General features: G+C 55.6%; 20 protein-coding genes and 1 pseudogene. 13 read left to right on the top strand and 8 right to left on the bottom strand.

The genetic code is table 11. The annotated features are described in order from the left end of the window. Positions 1 to 177 precede the first annotated feature (177 nt). On the top strand, positions 178 to 837 hold the full coding sequence (gene yccA, locus NI40_RS07430) for an FtsH protease modulator YccA (RefSeq protein WP_039261635.1): 660 nt from the start codon (positions 178 to 180) through the stop codon (positions 835 to 837). Positions 838 to 891: 54 nt separating this feature from the next. Here yccA and NI40_RS07425 read toward each other — a convergent pair whose 3' ends face one another. Both NI40_RS07425 and NI40_RS07420 read right to left on the bottom strand, forming a co-directional pair. Next, the gene (locus tag NI40_RS07425; RefSeq protein WP_039261633.1) at positions 892 to 1,368 is read right to left on the bottom strand and encodes a hypothetical protein; all 477 of its coding nucleotides are present in this window, start codon (positions 1,366 to 1,368) and stop codon (positions 892 to 894) included. Further along, complete coding sequence (locus NI40_RS07420; RefSeq protein WP_033145134.1) at positions 1,365 to 2,120, bottom strand: winged helix-turn-helix domain-containing protein; 756 nt, start codon at positions 2,118 to 2,120, stop codon at positions 1,365 to 1,367. The genes NI40_RS07425 and NI40_RS07420 overlap by 4 nt, the downstream gene beginning before the upstream one ends. A gap of 309 nt (positions 2,121 to 2,429) precedes the next feature. Here NI40_RS07420 and NI40_RS07415 point away from each other — a divergent pair, with 309 nt between their 5' ends. The 6 genes from NI40_RS07415 (at position 2,430) to tusE (ending at position 8,665) form a co-directional block, all read left to right on the top strand. After that, the gene (locus tag NI40_RS07415) at positions 2,430 to 3,173 is read left to right on the top strand and encodes a fimbrial protein (RefSeq protein WP_039261631.1); all 744 of its coding nucleotides are present in this window, start codon (positions 2,430 to 2,432) and stop codon (positions 3,171 to 3,173) included. Between the two features lie 75 nt (positions 3,174 to 3,248). Continuing rightward, positions 3,249 to 3,755, top strand: coding sequence for a CS1 type fimbrial major subunit (locus NI40_RS07410; protein WP_021240847.1), 507 nt, complete (start codon positions 3,249 to 3,251; stop codon positions 3,753 to 3,755). Between the two features lie 72 nt (positions 3,756 to 3,827). Next, positions 3,828 to 6,545: a TcfC E-set like domain-containing protein gene (locus tag NI40_RS07405; protein ID WP_039261629.1), complete on the top strand. Its 2,718-nt coding sequence runs from the start codon at positions 3,828 to 3,830 to the stop codon at positions 6,543 to 6,545. A 1-nt stretch (position 6,546) separates the two neighbouring features. After that, the gene (locus tag NI40_RS07400; RefSeq protein ID WP_039261627.1) at positions 6,547 to 7,704 is read left to right on the top strand and encodes a CfaE/CblD family pilus tip adhesin; all 1,158 of its coding nucleotides are present in this window, start codon (positions 6,547 to 6,549) and stop codon (positions 7,702 to 7,704) included. Between the two features lie 10 nt (positions 7,705 to 7,714). Further along, the gene (locus tag NI40_RS07395) at positions 7,715 to 8,266 is read left to right on the top strand and encodes a LuxR C-terminal-related transcriptional regulator (RefSeq protein ID WP_029739911.1); all 552 of its coding nucleotides are present in this window, start codon (positions 7,715 to 7,717) and stop codon (positions 8,264 to 8,266) included. Between the two features lie 69 nt (positions 8,267 to 8,335). After that, positions 8,336 to 8,665 (top strand): sulfurtransferase TusE, encoded by a 330-nt coding sequence (gene tusE, locus NI40_RS07390; RefSeq protein WP_008499913.1) that lies wholly within the window; start codon positions 8,336 to 8,338, stop codon positions 8,663 to 8,665. On the opposite strand, the gene yccX is transcribed toward tusE, so the two are convergent. From yccX to NI40_RS07375, 3 genes are read right to left on the bottom strand one after another with little or no spacing between them, the layout of a single operon-like run. Further along, on the bottom strand, positions 8,662 to 8,943 hold the full coding sequence (gene yccX / locus NI40_RS07385) for an acylphosphatase (protein WP_033145129.1): 282 nt from the start codon (positions 8,941 to 8,943) through the stop codon (positions 8,662 to 8,664). The genes tusE and yccX overlap by 4 nt on opposite strands. Before the next feature lie 11 nt (positions 8,944 to 8,954). After that, positions 8,955 to 9,743 carry an AraC family transcriptional regulator gene (locus tag NI40_RS07380; RefSeq protein ID WP_039261622.1) on the bottom strand — a complete coding sequence of 263 codons (789 nt, stop codon included), beginning with the start codon at positions 9,741 to 9,743 and terminating at the stop codon, positions 8,955 to 8,957. 10 nt (positions 9,744 to 9,753) lie between these two features. Further along, complete coding sequence (locus NI40_RS07375; RefSeq protein WP_039261620.1) at positions 9,754 to 10,311, bottom strand: kinase inhibitor; 558 nt, start codon at positions 10,309 to 10,311, stop codon at positions 9,754 to 9,756. Positions 10,312 to 10,484: 173 nt separating this feature from the next. Between NI40_RS07375 and rlmI the strand changes: the two genes are divergently transcribed. Both rlmI and hspQ read left to right on the top strand, forming a co-directional pair. Beyond that, positions 10,485 to 11,675, top strand: a complete 1,191-nt coding sequence (gene rlmI / locus NI40_RS07370) for a 23S rRNA (cytosine(1962)-C(5))-methyltransferase RlmI (protein ID WP_032658151.1) — start codon at positions 10,485 to 10,487, stop codon at positions 11,673 to 11,675. A gap of 60 nt (positions 11,676 to 11,735) precedes the next feature. After that, complete coding sequence (gene hspQ, locus NI40_RS07365) at positions 11,736 to 12,053, top strand: heat shock protein HspQ (protein WP_008499919.1); 318 nt, start codon at positions 11,736 to 11,738, stop codon at positions 12,051 to 12,053. Positions 12,054 to 12,085: 32 nt separating this feature from the next. Here hspQ and NI40_RS07360 read toward each other — a convergent pair whose 3' ends face one another. Next, positions 12,086 to 12,499 carry a CoA-binding protein gene (locus NI40_RS07360; RefSeq protein WP_023311036.1) on the bottom strand — a complete coding sequence of 138 codons (414 nt, stop codon included), beginning with the start codon at positions 12,497 to 12,499 and terminating at the stop codon, positions 12,086 to 12,088. Between the two features lie 173 nt (positions 12,500 to 12,672). Here NI40_RS07360 and csgI point away from each other — a divergent pair, with 173 nt between their 5' ends. Then, a complete protein-coding gene (gene csgI / locus NI40_RS07355; protein WP_039261618.1) occupies positions 12,673 to 13,335 on the top strand; it encodes a curli synthesis inhibitor in 663 nt (220 codons plus the stop codon). A gap of 80 nt (positions 13,336 to 13,415) precedes the next feature. Beyond that, positions 13,416 to 13,874: a methylglyoxal synthase gene (mgsA, locus tag NI40_RS07350; RefSeq protein ID WP_033145124.1), complete on the top strand. Its 459-nt coding sequence runs from the start codon at positions 13,416 to 13,418 to the stop codon at positions 13,872 to 13,874. Between the two features lie 56 nt (positions 13,875 to 13,930). On the opposite strand, the gene helD is transcribed toward mgsA, so the two are convergent. Continuing rightward, a complete protein-coding gene (gene helD, locus NI40_RS07345) occupies positions 13,931 to 15,985 on the bottom strand; it encodes a DNA helicase IV (protein ID WP_039261617.1) in 2,055 nt (684 codons plus the stop codon). Positions 15,986 to 16,108: 123 nt separating this feature from the next. Between helD and NI40_RS07340 the strand changes: the two genes are divergently transcribed. Both NI40_RS07340 and yccS read left to right on the top strand, forming a co-directional pair. Then, positions 16,109 to 16,555 carry a YccF domain-containing protein gene (locus tag NI40_RS07340; protein WP_023311032.1) on the top strand — a complete coding sequence of 149 codons (447 nt, stop codon included), beginning with the start codon at positions 16,109 to 16,111 and terminating at the stop codon, positions 16,553 to 16,555. 19 nt (positions 16,556 to 16,574) lie between these two features. Continuing rightward, positions 16,575 to 18,737: a YccS family putative transporter gene (gene yccS, locus NI40_RS07335; RefSeq protein ID WP_039261616.1), complete on the top strand. Its 2,163-nt coding sequence runs from the start codon at positions 16,575 to 16,577 to the stop codon at positions 18,735 to 18,737. On the opposite strand, the pseudogene NI40_RS07330 reads toward yccS, so the two are convergent. Next, positions 18,694 to 19,320: pseudogene (locus NI40_RS07330) on the bottom strand (TfoX/Sxy family DNA transformation protein). The gene yccS and the pseudogene NI40_RS07330 overlap by 44 nt on opposite strands. Positions 19,321 to 19,381: the final 61 nt, after the last annotated feature.

Genomic DNA, 19,381 nt, shown 5'->3' with positions numbered 1-19,381 from the left:
AGCTTGATCTGGTAAATTGTCGCAAACCGTTGTTCATACTGGCGAAACGGATTTCTGCAGAAGAAATAACCGCCTACAGCGCTAACGTGCTGAGTAAAGATGGGTAAAACCACTTTGAGACTGGCGTGCCGTTTCCTATTCTTTCCACTAATTACATCTGTCATAAGAGAGTGACTCATGGATCGTATAATTACTTCTTCACGCGACCGCACATCGCTACTCAGCACCCATAAGGTGCTGCGCAATACCTATTTCATGCTCAGCCTGACGCTGGCTTTCTCAGCGATCACCGCCACCGCCAGCACCGTGCTGATGCTGCCGTCTCCGGGGCTGATCCTGACGCTGGTGGGTATGTATGGTCTGATGTTCCTGACCTACAAAACCGCTGACAAGCCCGTCGGCATCCTGTCCGCGTTTGCCTTCACCGGCTTCCTGGGCTACATCCTGGGGCCGATGCTGAATGCGTATCTGTCTGCCGGTATGGGTGACCTTATCGGCATTGCGCTGGGCGGTACCGCGCTGGTGTTCTTCTGCTGCTCGGCCTACGTGCTGACCACGCGTAAGGACATGTCCTTCCTCGGCGGTATGCTGATGGCGGGTGTTGTGGTGGTGCTGGTGGGCATGGTGGCAAACATCTTCCTGCAGCTGCCTGCCCTGCATCTGGCAATCAGCGCCGTGTTTATTCTGATTTCTTCAGGCGCGATCCTGTTTGAAACCAGCAACATCATTCGCGGCGGTGAGACGAACTATATTCGCGCCACCGTAAGCCTGTATGTGTCGCTGTACAACATCTTCGTCAGCCTGCTGAGCATCCTGGGCTTCGCCAGCCGCGATTAATCACAACGGATACAAAAAAGGAGAATGCCTGTGGCATTCTCCTTTTTTTATGCCCTACTCACCCCGGCAAATATAGGTGGGATAGCGCCGGTCCTGAATCAGCCACACGGAAGGCGAGAGTTCAGAGATTGTAAGGTAGTAGCGTGCGGTCGGATTGGCGAAGCTACCCCACTGAGCATCAGGCGTATTGTCATTGTGCCGACGCCAGGTTTTGGTGTAGCTCAATACGATGACGTTATCATCGTCCCGCTGCTGCCAGGTAAAATCCACATCCCTGTCAACGATCAAACATTGCCCGCCAGCCCTTGCCGCGCCTTTATAGGTGGTCAACCCGGTACCGTCCCGATGAAAATAGAACTGGGCAACGGTATTGACCTTCACTTCACTGGCTTTTCCCTCATTGCGCGTGAAATTAAATTCAGTGCTGCAGGCCAGCACATCCTTTTTACCCACGCTGCCGGAAAAGTAAAAAAATGCCAGCGAACAACCAACCAGGACACCGCCCACGCCAAAAAGAAGTTTTATTTTCATTTTTGTGCCCCGCTTTTATAACGTATGGTTTTACACAGGCTGGTTTTGCTGACCGGGCAGGCACCAATAAACACCTCATCTGCAGCGGAAATAGTAAAACGGGCGCTGAAATAATAAATGTCGTACTCCTCCCGTCCGCACGCCACGTTATTAGCCTCCAGCCGCTCCGCTAATTTCGATAGCACCAGCGGTCGTCCGTGATCGTTGATAATCCAGATGCTGCAACGCGCGATTTTTTCCTTAACCGGCTTGAGTTTCGCCGGAATGAAAATCCCCTGCTGTCGGCTAAAGTAGAGACTCGTCCCCAGCGCAGCGACGATCAATACGGCCACAATCGCCCATTTTTTCATGGAGGCGCGTTGAGGCTTTACTTCTTGCGGTGCGACCGAGGGCTGCGGATCGACGGATGGAATATTCTCTCCAGGCTGAAAAATCACCTCAGCATCAAAGCGAAATCCGTAACGGGGTACGGTCACAATAAATTCGTGCCCCTCTCCCAGAGACTGGAAGCTTTTACGTAATTCGCTTACCGCTTTATTGAGATTATTTCCCGATGGCGTAAAGCCAAATTCCTCCCAAACGCGAGTGATCAATTCCTCCCGACTCAGGTCGTGCCCTTTGTGTTTTATAAATTCCTGCAAAAGCCGCACGGCTGGCGCCGAAAGCGTTAATACAGATTCTGGTTGTCCAACAAGACTTATTGCATGTGCTTCAGGATCGAATAACAACGAATTATTGCATATAAAAAACATCTTTTATTCTCGGCTGTTACCGCATGCTTTTTTAATCCCTGGTACATCGACATGAAAACCGCCTCCTGACCTGCTTATTTTTTCATCAGAAGGAATTTTCTTCCTATCCCTGGTCGCGGTATTTTCGCTTAACTATACAACCTTAAAGACAGAAAAGCAGGATAAAAACCTGTATTTAACGAGTTAATTAATACAAATTTTCACAAACCGCTGTTCTGGTTAAAGTTTCCCTGCCCTGAAGCAATACGAAAGCAGACGGTGTCCTGGTGTTAACGCGCCGCCGATGAACTCAGAGCAGGCAGACTGAATGTGAAACAGAAAAATAGAGTGAACATGACAACCGCCTTTTATGTCGCCGCGCTGTCATTGCCATTTTTCTCAGAAATGGCAATGGCCAATATGAGCGTGTACCCCATGGAACTGAATGTGGACAGGTCCGGTGCGGCGCAAATTAAGGTAGCGTCGAAAACGGATGATATTCAGTTCATTCGGGTGAGGCAAAAGAAAATTCTTAATCCCGGCACGGCCCAGGAAAAAGAGATTGATGTGGCCTCGTGGAAAGAAGGCAGCGTTGTTGTCACGCCCGAAAAATTTGCCCTCGCGGCAGGCGCCATGCGCGTCGTTCGTTTGGTATCGCTTACGCCACCGGAAAAAGAGACCACCTGGCGCGTCTATTTTGAAGGGGTAAAGCAGCCTGACAGCATTATTCCCGGCAAGGCAGAAAGCCCGGCTGCGACGGCGACATTGGGCGTCAATGTGATCTGGGGCGCCCTGATCCACCTCGCCCCGGAAAAAAGTGTGGTTTCACTCTCGATAGACCCTCGCAGGGGCACGTTAAAAAACAACGGTACGCTGCGCGTACCGCTGAGAGAGATCGGTATTTGTGACGCAGATTCGTCGTGTAAATGGGTTAAAGAAGACGCGACGATTTATCCGGATACCGAACGGAAATTAAAAACGCTCACAAATACACAAGGCCAGAAATATAAATTCCGCTACTTCAACTGGGTGAATAAAACCGCTGAAGAAGCTGATTTACCCGTCGTGCAATAACACGACGTTACCGTAAAGACCCCAAAGGGTTTGTTTAAAGAGCCAGGGTGCTCATTTGTAAATATGGAGATATCAATGCGTAAGTACTTTAAACCTCTGATGATTGTTGCCGCGATGACCACGTCCGTTAGCGCGCTGGCGATCCAAAAAGATATTACCGTCAACGCCAGCGTTGATTCACAGCTGGACATGACCCAGGCCGATAACACGCCGCTGCCGGCAAGCATCGATATGCAGTATCTGCCTGGCCGCGGTCTGGAAAGCTATCGCCTGAATACCAAGGTGTGGTCTAACTCCGCCACCAGCAACGTGAAAGTTCGTCTGGTAAGCGCCGCGAAGCTGGCAAATGCCGACGGTGCTGAGACCATCCCAATGACGGTGAAGCTGGGCGACAAAACCCTCTCTACCGCCGATGTGGAATATACCGGTACCGAACTGTTCCCGGGAAGCATTGAAAACGGTTCAGCGGTACTGCCGCTGACCATTTCTCAGACCACCAAAGGCATTCTGAAAACCGGTCAGTACAGCGGCGTTGTCAGCCTGATGCTGACGCAGGCGACTACCACGGAAGGCGGTGCGTAACACCACAGCACCTAAGGAATAACGTCAGAGGGTGCCCACCCTCTGACGTCAGGATGATGTCGAGGCTCGTTCATGGCGTTTCACAGAAATACTCTCCTCTTTGTTGCTTTGTTACCCGCATCCATCCAACTCGCCTGCGCCGGGATGGCCGTCCCGGCAGGTTTTGAAGATCTGGCTAAAACGCAGCGCCTGTGGACAGAGGTCAACCTCTACGGCGAGTCGCTTGGACTTTTTGAAACGGATATCACGCTTGAAACGGTCAGTTTTGTCGCACCTGAAACCGTGGTTGCGGCCATCAAACGTCGGTTTAACGACGACCCTGCTCTCGTTGGCACCGTGTCTGCCGCGCTGGCCGTTCCGCTTGCCCGTAACGGCAACCTGGCCTGCAGCAGCAACGGCTCCGCAGCGGGCTGCGATTACATTGATACCGACCGCGCGGCCATTATCTATGATGAGAATAACGCCCGTATTAGCCTGTTTTTGGACAAGAAATTTCTGCCTAAAGCCACCGCGGAAAATCAGTGGTATCAGCCCACGCAGGACACCGAAAATGCGCTGATCCATCAGCAGAATATTAACTTCGTTGCCGACAGGGATTATCAGTCGGCTACCGTGCAGGGCAACGGCGCGCTGGCGCTCACGCAGGACGGCTATGTTAATCTCGACTGGACCTGGCTGGGACAGCGTTCACGGCGTCAGCAGCAGCAGGAAATCACCGTCAACAACGCCTGGTTCCGCCAGGATATCCTGCGTCAGTACTATGTCCAGCTAGGCGAGATGGATACCCGCGATCTGTTCAGTAATGCCGGCGGGAATATCAACCTCAGCCAGCTGCCGCTGGGCAAAATTCGCGGTCTGCGCACGGGTTCAACACGGGCGTGGATTAATCCGGTTCAGCAGTCAAAGGGAACTCCTGTCACCGTACTGCTTTCCCATGACGCGCGTATCGACGCCCGCCGTGGCAATCAGCTGCTGGCCAGCTTTTACCTGAATGCCGGGGCGCAAACCCTCGACACGCGCTCGTTTCCGGACGGGAGCTACACCGTCACGCTGTCGATCTATGAAAATAACCGGCTGACGCGTACCGAGCAGGTGCCGTTTACCCGAACCGGCATTACGCCATTTGACCGCGTCGAGTGGTTCCTGCAGGCGGGTGAAACCGACAATAGCGATCGGAACGAAGAACGCAGCGCGGTTGCGCAGGCGGGTGTGCGCCTGCCCGTCACCCCGACCCTGGCGCTGACCAGCGGAGCAACGATAAAGAAAAACCAGCGTTTCCTGGAAAATGCGCTCGACTGGAGCCGGGGCTTCAACGCGGGCCCGATCGACGGCGTGCTGAGTACCCGGTTTAGCTACCTTTACGGCAGCGAAGGCCAGCGCGGCAATATTCAGCAAATCAGCTACAACGACGGTTTTTCGCTGAGCCTCTATCGCAACGCGCTATCAGCGGAAAACTGCAACACCCGAAGCGCGGGGTTTGACGCCGTGAACGGCTGCTATCGCACCCTCTCGGTGATGTTTTCCGTCCCTGTCGGCGCCTGGTATGCGAGCCTCGGATATTCGGATAACCGCAACGAAGGACGGTACGTTTCACGTCGGGAGCTCCCGGACAGCGACGATCGCCACGATGCGGGTTTGCCGTGGGAATCGGTCTATATGACCCGCTCGCGCTCGCGCGCCTGGCAGGGAGGGCTGAGCAATGCCTTTAGCACCCGAGGCCTCAACATTAACAGCAGCATTAACCTGTTCATGCGTCACGATGACGCCCGCGACGGCAGGGACAAAGGCGGCTACCTGAGCGTGAGCCTGTCCATGGCGCATAACCGTCAGGGTGATGCCTCGAGCTATACCTCTATGGGCGCGACCTGGCAGCACCAGCAGCGTGAAAAAAATCAGCTGAGCTACAACGTGGCGCATAACTGGTACGCCGATGCACGCGGCGAAAACGAGTATGGTCTGAGCGCGTCGGGCATTAACAGCGACTCGCTGAATACCTCAGCCTATACGCGCCAGGGCGGGCGATACGGCAACGGCAGCCTGACCGTCAGCGACGCCTGGGATCGTCAGGACAGGCGCCATACGCTGAGCAGCAGCGGCAACTACAGCTCGACCCTTGCGCTGTCGCGTTCTGGCCTGTGGCTGGGACGCTGGAGCGACGGTCGTCCTGCTTCCGCCGTCGCGGTTAACGTTGCCACACCGGAAGATACCCAGGCTCCGAGCGTTGCCGTGTCGCTGGATAACAGCGGGAGCGCAGACATTCCGGGCAATAGCCGCGCCCTCTTCGCAGTGCCGGGCTACCAGCAGACAACGTTGACGATTAACGAATCGCTGGACGTATCCCGGGGAGCCAGCAGTGAGATCACGCAAGGTTCAGGCAGCAGAACGCTGTTTATGGTGCCTGGCAAACTGCTGCGTCGGGATGTGCAAACCACCGCAAGCTACACCTGGCTCGGCCAGTTAACCGACGAGCGTCATTCGCCGTTTATCGGTGGCGTGCCGCTGAACGTTAACGGCTTGAGCGATCTTGGCAACGGCGGATTCAGCGCCCAGAGTGATGCCCTGCTGCATAACCTCTACCTGGTGCGCCAGCAGCAGTTTTATCAGTGCGAACTCAACGTGAAAAGTATGCGCGACGTGGTGCGCTATGTCGGCTCAATTCCTTGCCGGGAGTTAACCTTCTCCGCCCTGCCGGATGCCGTCCAGCAGCAGGCGCAGCTGATGCTCGCCGGACGATCGGTACCTGCCGGTCCAACTGCCATGAACGCCGACAACCTCACTAAAGGGAAATGATGTGATTAAGTGCTTCTTTATATTACTGTTCTTAAGCCTGTGGACAGGCCAGGCGCTGGCGGGCGCCCCTGCGGGACGAAACACCAGCGTTGGGATCAGCTTCGATCGCACGGCACCGCCTGCGCGTTTCGATATCTGGTTTCATGAATCGGGCGGCTTTGACGCCGCCGACCCGCAAAAGTGGGGACGTAATACCCTGACCTGTCAGTCCCGGACTGACGCCACGTACGGGGCCTGCATGAACTCTCCGGTCTGGTTCTCGGGTAACCCGGCCGCGCCCTATGCCATCAATTTACGTTTCACGCATGCCCTCACCAGCAAGACGGTGGATATCAAGGTGTATGGCGATCACTACATGTTTATCAACAATAAAGTGTTTATCTTTGCCAGCTTTGTGACAGGGGGAACGGCCACAATCGCTGACTGGAACAGAGAGCCCTACTTCGATTTCTATATTGTGAAAAGCGAACTGGATAAGCTCGCCCTGCCGGGGATCTGGACCGCAACGCTTAAGCAGAACCTGCGTCAATGGGGGAGCGCCGACTGTGGCGGGAACTTCAATGACGTAAACGTCGGATGCCCTGGCTATCTCACTATCGCCAGGTGGCAGGCAAACATTCGCATTGAGGTGGTCGATCCGGGTAATCAGCAAATTTATCTGCCGGCATTTCCGCACTCAACGCCCATCGTTAACCTCAACCTGACCAACTTCCCGGGGCGGCCGGGTGGTAGTGAGATCCAGGGTGAAAACTCGCTGGATATGTGCCTGTATGACGGTAATAACAGCACCAGCACCCGCGCCTATCTTCGCTTTGAGGATGACGGACTCCCCTCAGCGGATCGTGCCGAAGGCGCGTTTTCTATCAGGCGACGCGGCGGTAGCCAGACCGATACGCGGGATCGTCTCGATTATCGGGTCTCCGTCACCAATCCAATCACAGGCGCAACCGAAACCGTCGCGAACGGTAAAACCCTGGTGTGGCAAGGCACAAACGATCCGCAGCATCTGCGTCAGGTCGTGCTGCCCGGCGGACGCGAAAGCGTACTGTGCATCCCTGCCCCTATTATCCTGAAAACGCCTGCGTTTGCCGCCAGCAGCAAAAACGCGGGCGACTATACCGGCACGCTGCGCGTTATCTATACGCCCAGCACGTTATAACGAGGTCACCGTGAGTTACGCCATTCTCGACAATAATCGATTTTACGCCGAAGGGTTGCGCTACGCGCTGCTGCGTCGGGGCGTTCAGCCAGAGGTCCAAAGCGACACCGTGCAATGGCAGCCAGCGCTGCTTAGCCGCCGCGTGCTTGTTGTGCGCTGCCGTTTTTCCGTGGCCGCCACGCATCAGGCGCTGATAAACATTTTGCTCAGACTGGAAGCCGCCCGCTGGCAAGGCAGCCTGTATCTGGTTTGCAATGAAAAGGGGTGGGCGCTGGCGACGCATTTACGCAAGCGTTTCAGTACGTTAACCCTTTATATCATCGATGACCGGATCGCCGTCGCAGATGCGGCATATCTGCTGGCAAAAGAGCCTCGCCGCGTCCGAAGCCTTGACTGCTGTCTTACCGGCCTTGAATTTAACGTGCTCGATCTGATGCTTACCGGGTTGCCGGTACGCCACATTGCCATCGTGACGCGTATGTCTGAGAAGCAGGTTTCGACCCATAAATGCAACGCGCTGAAAAAGCTTAATGCCAACAATCTGCTGCAACTGCTCCTGTAGGGCACGGCTTATCCTTCGGCGGCTTTTTTGCTACACTGTCGCCGTTTTTTTCACAGACGACAGAAGATTATGTTCATTTTTGCAGGCCAGGAAATTGAGACCGATAGCGAAGGCTATCTGAAAGATACGACGCTCTGGAGCGAGCCGCTGGCGGAGAAAATTGCGGAAAACGAAGGGATTACCCTCTCCCCCGAACACTGGGAAGTGGTGCGTTTTGTTCGCGAGTTCTATCTTGAATTCAACACCTCTCCGGCGATCCGCATGCTGGTTAAAGCCATGGCCAATAAGTTCGGCGAAGAGAAAGGCAACAGCCGCTATCTGTATCGTCTGTTCCCGAAAGGCCCGGCAAAACAGGCCACCAAAATTGCCGGCCTGCCTAAGCCGGTGAAGTGTATTTAATACCGAATCCCGAAGTTTACGTATTCCCGCCCGGGTTGATGCGGTTCCGTTAAGACCTTATCAACCCGTGCGCTGCGCGGCCCACCCGCTTTCAGCCACGCCACCAGCTTGTCGACCTGCTCCGCTTCGCCGCAGGCGACCACCTCAACGCTGCCGTCGTCCCTATTTCGCGCGTATCCCGTTAGCCCAAGCTCAACCGCTTCGCGCTGGGTGCTGTAGCGGAACCCCACGCCCTGAACAACGCCGTGAACCCAGGCAATGGTGCAGACTTTTGACATTTTTCTTCTCCTTAACGTAGCGTTTTCGGCAAACAGCCATAGTGCTGCCGGAAACGGGCGGTGAAACGAGAGCTGGAAAGATACCCACATTGTAATGCGATTTCGCCAATCGGTAATCGGGTTGACTGGAGCTGTGACAAAGCAACGGCCATCCTCACCTCCTCCACGATCTGGCGAAAACTCTGCGACTCTTCACGCAAGCGTCTGCGCAGCGTCGGCACGCTTAAGGCCAGACGGCTGGCAACGTCCTGCGCGGTCCAGTCTCTGGCGGGCGACAGCATAATGAACTGCCGCACCTGCTCGGTCAGGTTACTGTTGCGCTCAACAAGCAGCGGACCCGCCACGCCATCGTGCAGCAGGGCCAGCAAAAGGCCGAAAGCCTGATGCTTTTGTAGCGCCTCCGGTAAATCCTGACGCACGGCGTGCAGCAGATTGTCCCACATAAACGCCAACCCCTCGCTCAGCGGGGCGCAGAGCGAATGCAGCGTCGTGCGCGGCCAGGATTTCAGGTAATGCGCCTTAAACTCGGCGACGATCTCCGGGGATAACATCAGCAAATCCGAGTGAAACAGACCGTTTACAGGCTGATTGATAATCTCCATCGCCGTATTGGCCGGGATAATGATGAGCTCATCCCGTGTCGCCTCCAGGCGGTTATCATCCTGAACTATCACCTTAGTGCCGTGAGTGATATGACAAATAGCCGGAAAAAAGAGCTTAACCTGGTGCAGGCGATGCATTTTGCTGGCAGTCACTTCACCCGCGGTAAGATGGTTATGTCGAAAATGAAACTCCTGCACCCTGCCATCCTTATCTGCTGTAGGTTGCTGTTAACTGAGCCTTTGCCAGAACGTGACTATTGAGCATAAAACCGACCAGCGCGCCGCTGGCATTGTTGTCGACGGGCAGTTTATCCACGTCCAGGGCCCAGACGGTAATCTGATAGCGGTGAGGCTTGTCCCCTTCGGGTGGACATGCGCCGCCGAATCCAGAATAGCCGAAATCATTACGCCCCTGCACAACGCCGGCAGGTAATTTCTCGCCGTTCGGGTTACCGGCATCAGCGGGCAGCGTCATTGTCTTCGCCGGGATATTGGCTACGGTCCAGTGCCACCAGCCGCTGCCGGTGGGCGCATCCGGGTCATATACCGTGACGGCAAAACTTTTCGTACCGGCAGGCGGATTTTTCCATGCCAGCTGCGGTGAGATATTCCCACCGTGGCAGCCAAACCCCTCAAATACCTGCTGTTGCGCCAGTCGCCTTTCGCCGGAAATATCCCGGCTGGTGACGTCGAAAGGCGTTGTTGCTAAAACCTGAAAACTCATCGCCGCCAGAGCGGCTATTGCTATCACACTGCGCTTTTTCATGGATGCTCCCTCTGCTGTACCGGAAGCCCTACTGTAAAGCCTGCTGCAATATCGTAATGTGCCTAAGCGATTTGATTTTGTGCCGAAACGCTCAACGGTATCCGCAGATGATTGCGCCTTGCTGAATGTGGTAATCTACGCGCCATTTCCTGAAATCGACAGAACAGCAAATTATGAGTGTACGTTTAGTGTTAGCCAAAGGGCGCGAGAAATCATTACTGCGCCGTCATCCCTGGGTCTTTTCCGGCGCGGTTGCCCGTATGGAAGGCAAAGCCAGCCTCGGTGAAACCATTGATATCGTTGACCATCAGGGGAAATGGTTAGCGCGAGGCGCCTACTCGCCAGCGTCCCAGATCCGCGCTCGCGTCTGGACGTTTGATAAAGATGAAACCATTGATATCGACTTCTTCGTTCGCCGCCTGCAGCAGGCGCAGCAGTGGCGCGACTGGCTGGCAAAACGCGACGGGCTGGACAGCTACCGCCTGATTGCCGGTGAGTCCGACGGCCTGCCTGGCGTGACCATCGATCGCTTCGGTAACTTCCTGGTGCTGCAGCTCCTGAGCGCCGGAGCGGAATACCAGCGTGCCGCGCTGATCAGCGCGCTGCAAACGCTGTTCCCGGAATGCGCCATTTACGACCGCAGCGATGTGGCGGTGCGCAAAAAAGAAGGCATGGAGCTGACTCAGGGGCCCGTAACGGGCGAACTGCCACCGGCCCTGCTGCCGATTGAAGAGCACGGCATGAAGCTGCTGGTGGATATTCAGGGCGGGCACAAAACGGGTTACTACCTCGACCAGCGCGACAGCCGTCTGGCTACGCGTCAGTACGTTGCCGACAAACGCGTGCTGAACTGCTTCTCCTATACCGGCGGTTTTGCCGTTTCGGCGCTGATGGGCGGCTGTGCCCAGGTGGTAAGCGTGGACACCTCGCAGGAAGCGCTGGACGTGGCAAAACAGAACGTCGAGCTCAACAAGCTGGACTTGAGCAAAGCGGAGTTTGTCCGCGATGACGTGTTCAAGCTGCTGCGTAAATATCGCGATCAGGGCGAGAAGTTCGACGTCATCGTGATGGATCCGCCGAAGTTTGTGGAAAACAAAAGCCAGCTGATGGGCGCGTGCCGCGGGTATAAAGATATCAACATGCTGGCTATCCAGCTGCTGAATCCGGGCGGGGTTCTGCTCACCTTCTCCTGCTCCGGCCTGATGACCACAGATTTATTTCAGAAAATCATCGCCGATGCCGCAATAGATGCTGGCCGTGATGTACAATTTATAGAGCAGTTCCGTCAGGCAGCCGATCACCCCGTGATTGCTACCTACCCGGAAGGACTGTATCTGAAAGGGTTTGCCTGTCGCGTCATGTAACTTGAAAAGAGAAATATTGCCCGCACATAACGTGTAAGTCGTATTTCCCGGGAGGTGACTATGATTGCCAGCAAATTCGGTATCGGCCAGCAGGTCCGCCACACTTTGCTAGGGTATTTGGGTGTGGTCGTGGATATCGACCCGGAGTATTCCCTTGATGAACCGTCAGCAGACGAGCTGGCGGTGAACGCAGAGCTTCGCGCCGCGCCCTGGTACCATGTGGTAATGGAAGGTGATGATGGACAACCCGTTCACACCTATCTGGCCGAAGCGCAGCTGAGTAGCGAGCTGCAGGAAGAGCATCCGGAGCAACCCACAATGGATGAGCTTGCTCAGACTATCCGCAAACAGTTACAGGCTCCGCGCCTGCGGAACTAAGCGTGTAAAAAAAGCCCGATAACGGGCTTTTTTTACTTCGCCAGCCCCAGACGGGGGATGTCGATCGCCGGGCAGCGGTCCATGACAACCTTCAACCCCGCATCCCGCGCCAGCACGGCGGCCTGCTCGTTAATCACGCCCAGCTGCATCCACAGCGTTTTCGCGCCTACGGCAATAGCGTCCTGCGCCACTTCCCACGCCGCCTCGGAATTGCGGAAGACATCGACCATATCAATTTTTTCCGGCACCTCCGCGAGCGTAGCGTAACCCTGCTGACCCAGCAGTGTTTTCCCCGCCACTTTTGGCGAGACCGGGATAACGTGATAGCCCTGATCGAGAAGGTATTTCATCACCCGATAGCTTGGACGATCGGGTTTATCGCTCGCGCCCACCAGCGCAATGGTACGCGTGGATGTCAGAATCTCGGCAATATCGTTCTCTTTCATGGTTTTTCTCCTGGCTTTTTTAAAAGTGTACGCCAAACCGCACATCTCAACCATCCATCCCATACAGATGCATGAGGGCAAAACGGCGAAATATGTCTATATGTTAGTAAACGTGATTATCGAAAAATTTAGATACATTAATGCGGCGACAGGATTTCTGACGGGAGCCTTCTATGAAAACCGGTATTGCCACTGTCCTGATTGCGTTAGTGATGCCGGTCTGCGTTTTTGCTACCACGCTCCGGCTCTCTACCGACATTGATCTTCTTGTACTGGACGGAAAAAAGGTCTCCAGCTCGTTATTGCGCGGTGCAGACAGCATCGAGTTAGATAACGGGCCGCATCAGCTGGTCTTTCGGGTAGAAAAGTCGATCGGTCTGGCTAATCACGAGCAACGGATGTACATCTCCCCGCCGCTGATCGTCAGCTTTAATACCCGGCAAATCAGTCAGGTGAACATCACCCTGCCTCGCCTTGAAACGGAGAAGGAATCTGCGGCCTTTGACGCTTCACCCCGCGTTGAACTGCTGGACGGGAATGCGATGCCGATCCCGGTGAAGCTGGATATTCTGGTGTTAACAACCTCGCCGAAAGGCCCGGATTACGAGGCCGCGACCCAGACTTATAACAAAGCGGGAAAACGCGCATCGCTTCCGCAGTTTGCCACCATGATGGCGGACGACAGTACGCTTCTATCCGGCGTCTCTGAACTGGACGTCATTCCTCCCCAGTCCCAGACCCTGACGGAACAGCGCCTTAAATTCTGGTTCCAGCAGGCCGATCCCGACACGCGGGCCCGTTTTTTACAGTGGGCAAAACAACAACCTTCATCATAAGCCACATTTTTTACGCCTTTCTCTTGCAGAGTCAGACGGTTCCCGTCATCGTGTAGTCAGTTAACCTGATGGATATGATTATGGAACTGACAACACGCACGCTGCCTGAGCGCAAACACATTGCTCTTGTGGCGCACGATCACTGTAAACAAATGCTGCTTAACTGGGTTCGCCGCCATCAGCCTTCGCTGGAAAAGCACGCCCTGTCGGCGACCGGCACAACCGGTAACCTGATCCAGCGCGAAACGGGTCTGCAGGTGAATGCCATGCTGAGCGGCCCGATGGGCGGCGATCAGCAGGTCGGCGCGCAGATTTCCGAAGGGAAAATTGATGTGCTGATCTTCTTCTGGGACCCGCTGAACGCGGTTCCGCACGATCCGGATGTCAAAGCGCTGCTGCGCCTGGCGACGGTGTGGAATATTCCGGTGGCGACGAACCTGTCGACGGCGGATTTCATCATCGAATCGCCGCAGTTTAACTCGCCGGTTGATATCCTTATTCCGGACTATCAGCGTTATCTTTCCGATAGACTGAAGTAGCTTTTTGCCGGGTGGCGGCTACGCCTTACCCGGCTACAAAATCTTGCCTGACATCGTTATGGCTTACGCGCCACCGGCACATCAATACTCTTCAGGATATCGACAAACACGGATGGCTCCTCTTTATTGAACAGCAGCCACACGCGATGCCGCGCGCGGGTGATGGCCACATACAGCAAACGCCGCTCTTCGGCATCCGGGAAATCTTCCGGCACCGGCAGCAGGGCCTCTTCCATCACCGACTCGCGGGCCGGGGCCGGGAAACCGTCGCTGCCCTCTTTCAGCCCCACCACAATCACATAGTCAGCCTGCTGCCCTTTGCTGGCGTGAATGGTCATAAATTCAAGCTGCAGTTTCGGCCAGCGGGTGGCGGCTTTTTCCAGCGCTGCGGGCTTAAGGTGATGGTAGCGCGCCAGCACCAGAATACGTTCATCGGGCTTCGCGTAGCCGCTGAGCTTGTCCAGCAGCGGCTCCAGCTGGTCATCTGCAAGCAGGGTGACGGCTTTTTTATCCCCTGGGCGCAAGCTATTGAGCGGCTTGGCCAGCTGATGCGGGTTTTGCTGGATAAAGCGGTTGGCGATCTCACCAATGCGTGAATTGAAGCGGTAGGTGGTGTCCAGATCGCTGCGATCCCCTTCGCCAAAATAGTGGTGGAACGCGGTTGTCAGGGAGAGCTGCGCCCCGCTGAAGCGATAGATGGCCTGCCAGTCGTCCCCCACCGCAAACAGCGACGTATGTTTATTTTGCGCCCGTAGCGCCGAGAGTAGTGCAGCACGCTGCGGAGAGATATCCTGGAACTCATCCACCAGAATGTGTTTCCACGGGCTGACAAAACGTCCCTTCTCAAGAATGATGATGGCCTGATGGATTAAACCGGAGAAATCGACGGCATTTTCCTCTTTCAGCGCGGTTTTCCAGGCTTTCAGCAGCGGAGCCATCAGCTTGACCCGTTTCGAGAACAGATCGCGGATCGCCTCCGGCGCGCTTTCAATCATCTCTGCCTGCGTTCCACCGTGCATTCGCATCAGGCTGACCCAGCGGTCAAGTCGCGAACCCAGCCGACGCGCCAGTTTGTCATCCTGCCAGAAGCTGCCCTCTGGCACCTCCCAGCTGAGCTCCTCTTCCAGCCACTGCCGCCACCCTTTCGCCTGCGCCTTTTTCTCACTGCACTGCTGGCGCCACGTTTTGATGAACAGCGCCTGACGCGCCTGCGCGTCGTTTTCCAGCTTACTGATGGAAGGCACTTTTTTACTGCCCTGCTGAATAATATGCAGCGCAAGGGCATGGAAGGTTCTGGCCGTGATATCCCGCGTGTGCAGACGTTCCTGGATGCGTTCGTCCATCTCCCGAGCAGCCTTGCGGCCAAAGGCCAGAAGCAGTATTTGATCGGCTACCGCTTCTCCGGTCGTCAGCAGCCAGCCGGCACGCGCCACCAGTACCGACGTTTTACCGCTACCGGCCCCCGCCAGCACCAGCAGCGACTGCTCGCCATTGACCACCGCGCGCGCCTGGGCCGGATTGAGCGGTGAAGATTCCACCGTACTGAAAAAGTCGGCGTATTGGGTGAGCATGGCGTCCGTCCAGGCCTGGTTATGGGCGAGACGGCTTTTATCCTTATCATTCAGCCACGCCTGACACTGGCGCCAGGCGTCGCGACAGTTGTCAAACTCGTCGAGACGCGTCACGGAGAGCGGCAGCGCCGAGAGTGCCTGTCGGATCTTTTGCTGCAGCCCGGCGGTCTGCTGACGGGTCAGCCACGCGTGCTGTGCGTTGATCTGCGCGATATCGTCCAGCACCTGCTGCAGCACCTGGGCGGCAATTACGCTCATATCCTGGCTCCACTGCTGCCACAGTGCGTTCAGGTGATGATGGAAACGCTGGGTTTCCGCCCACTCGGTGCCGTGAAGACGCACGACTTTATCGTCAGGCAGAACGAACTCCAGCTCGCCCCACACCAGCCCGCGTTTACAGTGGATAGCCAGAAGCTGATTAAACGGAATAAGGTATTCGTGGCGTTCTCCGGAGACTTTCACCCCGGCATTAAGGAGAACCACCCTGTCGTAAGGGTGTTGCGCCAGGCGTTTGCCTAACGACGTTGCTTTCAGTTCCATGTTCCGCCAAATCCACGAAGAGATAATTTACCTGACAGTTTAACTGCCAGTTTTAAGGTGCTCCAGCCTAAAAAAACGTTACAATCATTGGGCGTTAATTTTATCGAAAGGAAGTGAGGGTTTATGCGTACCGTTCTGAATGTGTTGAATTTTGTGCTGGGCGGTTTTGCCACCACCCTTTCCTGGCTTTTTGCCACGCTGGTGAGCATCGTCCTGATTTTCACGCTTCCCCTGACCCGTTCCTGCTGGGAAATCACAAAACTCTCCTTAATCCCCTACGGGAATGAAGCTATCCACGTTGACGAGCTGAATCCGGAGAGCAAAAACGCCCTGATGAATACGGGCGGAACCCTGCTGAACATACTGTGGCTGATTTTCTTCGGCTGGTGGCTGTGCATCATGCATATTTTTGCCGGTATTGCACAGTGCATCACGATTATTGGTATTCCGGTGGGGATCGCAAACTTTAAGATCGCCGCTATCGCCCTTTGGCCCGTCGGTCGCAGGGTTGTTCCGGTAGAAGTGGCCCAGGCGGCGCGTGAAGCAAACGCGCGTCGTCGTTTTCAGTAAATAAGGACCGGCCGCGTTTATGCTAAGCCCATTGCTTCGCCGTTATACCTGGAACAGCACCTGGCTATACAACGTCAGGATATTTATCGCGCTTTGCGGCACGGTTGCCCTGCCCTGGTGGCTGAATGATGTCAAGCTCACCATTCCGCTTACGCTGGGAGTGGTGGCCGGGGCGCTGGCGGACCTGGACGATCGTCTGGCCGGACGTTTACGTAACCTGGTCATTACGCTCGTCTGCTTTTTCATTGCGTCAGCGTCCGTTGAGCTGCTTTTCCCGTGGCCCTGGCTGTTTGCCCTGGGCCTTACGCTCTCAACCAGCGGGTTTATTTTGCTGGGCGGCCTCGGGCAGCGCTATGCCACCATCGCGTTTGGTGCATTGCTGATCGCCATCTACACCATGCTGGGCGTTTCCCTGTACGACCAGTGGTACCAGCAGCCGGTTCTCCTGCTGCTGGGCGCCATCTGGTATAACCTGCTGACGCTAACCGGTCATCTGATCTTCCCGGTTCGCCCGCTGCAGGATAACCTTGCCCGTAGCTTTGAGCAGTTAGCCCACTATCTGGAACTGAAATCCCGGCTGTTCGATCCGGATATCGAGGAAGAAAGCCAGGCTCCGCTCTACGATCTGGCGCTGGCAAATGGCCAGCTGGTCGCCACCCTTAACCAGACAAAAGCCTCTCTGCTTACCCGTCTGCGCGGCGATCGCGGTCAGCGCGGAACGCGAAGGACCTTACACTACTATTTTGCCGCCCAGGACATTCACGAACGTGCCAGCTCCTCGCACGTTCAATACGCGGCCCTGCGCGAGAAGTTCCGCTACAGCGACGTGATGTTCCGCTTCCAGCGCCTGCTATCCATGCAGTCTCAGGCGTGTCAGCAGCTCTCGCGGTCTATTCTGCTGCGCACGCCCTATCAGCATGACCCCCGCTTTGAACGCGTATTCAGCCATCTTGATGCGGCGCTCGACCGCGTTCAGGCCAGCGGAACGTCACCGGAGCACATCAAAGCGCTGGGCTTTCTGCTGAACAACCTGCGGGCGATTGATGCTCAGCTGGCGACCATTGAGTCCGAACAGGCGATGGCGCTGCCGGGCAGTGAGGTGGAAAATCAGCTTGCTGATGACAGCGTGCACAGCGTTAGCGATATGTGGCTGCGTCTGAGCCGTAACTTTACGCCGGAGTCGGCACTCTTTCGCCACGCGGTAAGAATGTCGCTGGTGCTGTGCGTGGGGTATGCCTTTATCCAGATAACCGGGCTGCACCACGGCTACTGGATCCTGCTGACCAGCCTGTTCGTCTGCCAGCCAAACTATAACGCCACCCGACACCGTCTTGCGCTGCGTATTATCGGCACGCTGGTCGGCGTCGCGATCGGCCTTCCGGTGCTCTATTTCGTGCCCTCCGTTGAAGGTCAACTGATTCTGATTGTGATCACCGGCGTGCTGTTCTTCGCGTTTCGCAACGTGCAGTACGCCCACGCCACCATGTTCATCACGCTGCTGGTGCTGCTCTGCTTTAACCTGCTGGGTGAAGGGTTTGAAGTTGCCCTGCCCCGCGTGATCGATACCCTGATTGGCTGTGCGATTGCCTGGGCTGCGGTCAGCTTTATCTGGCCGGACTGGCGTTTCCGCAATTTGCCGCGCGTGGTAGACAGGGCAATGAACGCCAACTGTCGATACCTTGACGCAATCCTGGAGCAGTACCACCAGGGGCGCGATAACCGCCTGGCTTACCGGATAGCCCGTCGCGACGCGCACAACAGTGATGCAGAACTGGCCTCCGTTGTCTCTAATATGTCAACGGAGCCTCGCGCCACGGTGGAGATTCGTGAGACTGCGTTCCGCCTGCTCTGTCTGAACCATACGTTCACCAGCTATATTTCGACGCTGGGTGCCCACCGTGAGAAACTCACCAACCCGGGCATTCTCAACCTGCTCGATGACGCCGTCTGCTACGTTGATGACGCACTTCATCACCGACCGGCCGATGAGCCGCGCGTTCAACAGGCCCTGGATGAACTGGCTCAACGCATTGCGCATCTTGACCCAGGAAACGACAGCAAAGCGCCGCTGGTTCTTCAGCAAATAGGCCTGCTTATCGCTCTGCTGCCTGAAATTTGCCGGCTGCAACAGCAAATCGCTACCTGGAGGAGTGATTCTCCTGTGGCTCAGGCAGCGCATTAAACCACTCCGTCAGCTCCCGGCGAATGCCTGCCGGGAGTGCCGCCTCATGCAGCCCCTCGATAGCCCCTTCCAGCGCGAAAAGAACTTTAATACCGAGCGCTTTGTTTTTTGCCCGCATCTTTAGCCAGCTCGCTCTGGCACCCAGCGCCCGCAGCGTTTCCTCATTGGTGATGCCCGCTTCAAAGAGCAAGACTTCAAGCTGAAAGGTCAGGTTTGGCAGATCCTTGAGTCGGTTTCGTTGATGGCGCTGATAGCGCTCTTTTCTTGCCGCACTGAGCGCAAACTAGGAGAGCTGAAGCAGCCGCTCCCTGTCCTGCCATAATCCGTCATCCACACGATAATAGTTGAGCAGCACCGGGCGGCCTCGCTTCATCAACGTCAAAAAAGAGGAGGCATTTTTTACACAGTATTTCGCACTCTCCTCACAGGCGCGGAGATAAAGCTCTCCGTCTGACACCATGGCAAAAACCGCATCATCCACCGCCAGGGTATAGCCTCCAAACAGCGCGCGATGATGAATCTCGCCCAACGGGGAGAGGTATTCCTGGGATTTATAAATCCGTTCATAAGATATCTTTTTCATGATATTTCCCTTCAAAATCATAAAGTAACTACGAAATTTCTTACTAGCGGATCCGTTAGCA

The sequence above is a fragment of the Enterobacter sp. E20 genome, assembly GCF_000801755.2.
In the GTDB taxonomy this organism is placed as follows: Bacteria; Pseudomonadota; Gammaproteobacteria; order Enterobacterales; family Enterobacteriaceae; genus Enterobacter; species Enterobacter asburiae_B.
This window is presented reverse-complemented; position numbering and strand designations above follow the sequence as displayed.